We start from the raw sequence: 3,257 nt of genomic DNA on the forward strand, positions 1-3,257 counted from the left end.
CATCGCCGACACCGTGGTCCACGCGCCGACCGCCGCGGTGATCTACCAGTTCGCTGAGGTGGTCCTCGCCGGGCGTGACACCCGGGTCCACGACCTGGAGCAGCCGGTCTTCGCCTGGCGCTGAGTCACAGCGCGAGCCGGTTGTCGGTGCGGCCCCGCATCCGCGCACGCGCGGCCGGATCGGGGACGTGCGTGCTGGCGAGGACGAAGGCGTCTGCACTCGAGTACTCCCAGTCCTGCAGCCACGAGTCCGGCGGGTCCTCGAGCAGTTGCCCGGGCTCGAGCCACTCGTAGATCTCCGCGTACGACTTCGATTCGTTCGGGGCGACGGTCCGCATCAGCATCGACGGGTGCAGGTCGTCGAAGCTCTGCAGGCCCATGGATGCGATGAACTGCTTGGCGTTGTCGACCACGTGACGCTGCAGCTGATACACGCGCTCGGTCTTGTCCGGCACGTGCACCGCGCGTCCGCGCCGAGCATCCTGCGTCGCGACACCCACCGGGCACTTGTTGGTGTGGCATTCCTGGGACTGAATGCAGCCGACGGCCATCATCATCGCCCGCGCGGCCAACGTGAAGTCGGCGCCCTGGATCACCCGTTTGACGATGTCGACACCGTTGGTGACCTTGCCGGAGGCGCCGATCCGGATCTGCCCGCGCAGGCCGGTCCCGACCAGAGCGTTGTGCACGGTCATCAGGCCCTGCGTGAGCGGCATGCCGACGTGATCCTCGAACTCGATCGGTGCGGCGCCGGTGCCGCCTTCGGCGCCGTCGACGATGATGAAGTCGGGCGCGATCCCGGTCTTGCGGATCGCCTTGCAGATGCCGAGGAGTTCGCTGCGCGAACCGACGCACAGCTTGAATCCGACCGGCTTCCCGCCGGACAGTTCCCGCAGGCGGCCGATGAACTCGCACAGCCCGACCGGGGAGCTGAAGGCGTTGTGCGACGGCGGCGACACCACGGTCTCGCCGACGGGGACGCCGCGGATCTCGGCGATCTCGGGGGTCACCTTGGCACCGGGCATCACGCCGCCGAGGCCGGGCTTGGCGCCCTGGGACAGTTTGATGGAGATGCACTTGACCTGAGGGTGGGCCGCGCCGACGCGGAACTTCTCGGCGTCGAACCGGCCGTCGTCGGTGCGACAGCCGAAGTATCCGGTGCCGATCTCCCAGATGAGGTCGCCGCCCGGCTTCAGATGATGGCGGGACAGGCCGCCCTCACCCGTGTCGTGCGCGAACCCGCCCTTGGCTGCGCCGCCGTTCAGCGCCAGGATCGCGTTGGCCGACAGCGAGCCGAAACTCATCGCCGAGACGTTGTACATCGCCATGTCGTAGGGCTGGGTGCAGTCGGGTCCGCCGATCCGCGTGCGCGGCGTGCCTTCGGGCGCGGCCTGGGCGAGGATCGAATGCCGCACGTACTCGTATCCGACGGAATTGAGGTCGCGCTCGGTGCCGAACGAGTCGACGTCCTTGACGTTCTTGGCACGTTGGTAGATCGTGCTGCGGGTATCGCGGTCGTAAGGGGTCCCGTCGGTGTCGCGTTCGACGAAGTACTGCTGAATCTCCGGTCGGATCGACTCGAGCAGAAACCGGAAGTGCCCGAGGACGGGGTAGTTCCGGAGGATGCTGTGCCGAGTCTGCACCAGGTCGTAGAGGCCGACGGCGGCGATCAGGGCGAGGGGGACGGTGAGGAACAGCCACCACGGCGAGACCAGGAACACCAAGAGCAACGACAACCCCGCGACGATCCAGAGTCCTACCACCAGCAGCCATCTGACCATGCCATCCCCTTTGCCCGTTTCTGCATGAAGCGCTGCTTCGACTCTAGGTCGGCGGAGACGTCCGCGGCCGGGTCTCGGGACTTTCCCGGGTCAGCGGCCGGGAAGCGCCGCCTGCAGCGGGGTCGGCGCCACGCCCAGCAGCGCGGCCGCGCAGCGCGTCGCCGGATCGACGGCGGCACTGAGGGCTTCGGCGAACTCCTCGCGGGCGAGGCCCGCGGTGACCCCCGCGGAGTCGACGCCGATCACCGCGGCCAACTCTCCGGTCGTCGGCACGCAGACGGCCCACGTGAGGCCGGAGTCAGCCGCCCAGGCAGCATCGGCCTGGCGGACATAGCGTTCGGGGTCGTCGACCCCAAGCAGTCGCAGGGCGGGGACGTCGGAGAGCCGGTCGTCGTCGCGCAGCGCGCGCAGATACCAGGCCCCGGCGTTGATCTCGACGGCTTCCATGACTCATCCTTCCAACGGAACTGGTCGACCGAAAGCGCTCTGCCGCCCGCCCCGACCCGGAACGGGTGAGACGAGCGGCAGGGCTCAGATGTGCGGCTGCGCCGCAGGGCTCAGATGTGCGGCTGGGCCGCGGGAATCACTTGATCTCGAGCAGGACGGTGCCCTGGGTGACGGCTGCGCCGGCTTCGGCGGCCAGGCCGGTCACGGTGCCCGCCTTGTGCGCGGTCACCGGGTTCTCCATCTTCATGGCCTCCAGGACCACGACCAGATCGCCCTCTTCAACGGTGGCGCCCTCTTCGACGGCGACCTTGACCACGGTGCCCTGCATCGGCGCGGTCACGGCGTCGCCCGACGCTGCGGCGGCGCCGCCCTTCTTGCGGGTGCGTGCCTTGGGCTTGCGGCGAGTGCCGCCGCCACCGAGGTTGAGGTCGCCCGGAAGCGAGACCTCGACGCGACGACCGCCGACCTCGACCACGACCTTCTGACGCGGAGCGTCGTCTTCGTCGTCGATCGGCTCGCCGCCGGTGAACGGCTCGATCGTGTTCTCCCAGTCGGTCTCGATCCACTTGGTGTAGACGTCGAACTTCTCCACGCCGTCCGCGCCCATGCTGCCGATGAAGGCGGGGTCGGAGACGATGGCGCGGTGGAACGGGATGACGGTGGCGAGGCCGCCGACCTCGAACTCGGCCAGGGCGCGGCGGGCGCGTTCCAGGGCCTGGGTGCGGTTCTCGCCGGTCACGATCAGCTTGGCCAGCATCGAGTCGAACTGGCCGCCGATCACGTCGCCCTCGCGGACGCCGGAGTCGACGCGGACGCCGGGCCCGGTGGGCTCGCGGTACACGCTGACCGGGCCGGGGGCGGGCAGGAAGCCGCGGCCGGCGTCCTCACCGTTGATGCGGAACTCGAAGGAGTGGCCGCGCGGTGCGGGGTCCTCGGTGAACTCGAGGGCCTTGCCCTCGGCGATGCGGAACTGCTGGCGGACGAGGTCGATGCCCGCGGTCTCCTCGGTGACCGGGTGCTCCACCTGGA

3 protein-coding genes and 1 pseudogene are annotated in these 3,257 nt (G+C 69.4%); 1 reads left to right on the forward strand and 3 read right to left on the reverse strand.

Features of this window, described 5'->3' with window-relative positions; genetic code table 11:
* Positions 1–124: pseudogene (locus GX543_RS16280) on the forward strand (CoA pyrophosphatase); the annotation flags it as partial.
* A 1-nt stretch (position 125) separates the two neighbouring features.
* On the opposite strand, the gene GX543_RS16285 reads toward GX543_RS16280, so the two are convergent.
* The 3 genes from GX543_RS16285 to GX543_RS16295 all read right to left on the reverse strand — a co-directional run.
* Positions 126–1,781 carry an FMN-binding glutamate synthase family protein gene (locus GX543_RS16285; protein WP_290853452.1) on the reverse strand — a complete coding sequence of 552 codons (1,656 nt, stop codon included), beginning with the start codon at positions 1,779–1,781 and terminating at the stop codon, positions 126–128.
* Between the two features lie 90 nt (positions 1,782–1,871).
* Positions 1,872–2,228, reverse strand: coding sequence for a hypothetical protein (locus tag GX543_RS16290; protein ID WP_290853454.1), 357 nt, complete (start codon positions 2,226–2,228; stop codon positions 1,872–1,874).
* Between the two features lie 136 nt (positions 2,229–2,364).
* Positions 2,365–3,257 (reverse strand): biotin/lipoyl-containing protein (locus GX543_RS16295; protein WP_290853455.1); only part of this gene is annotated, 893 nt, incomplete at its 5' end.

It is taken from the genome of Gordonia sp. (in: high G+C Gram-positive bacteria), assembly GCF_012515855.1.
Lineage (GTDB): Bacteria > Actinomycetota > Actinomycetes > Mycobacteriales > Mycobacteriaceae > Gordonia.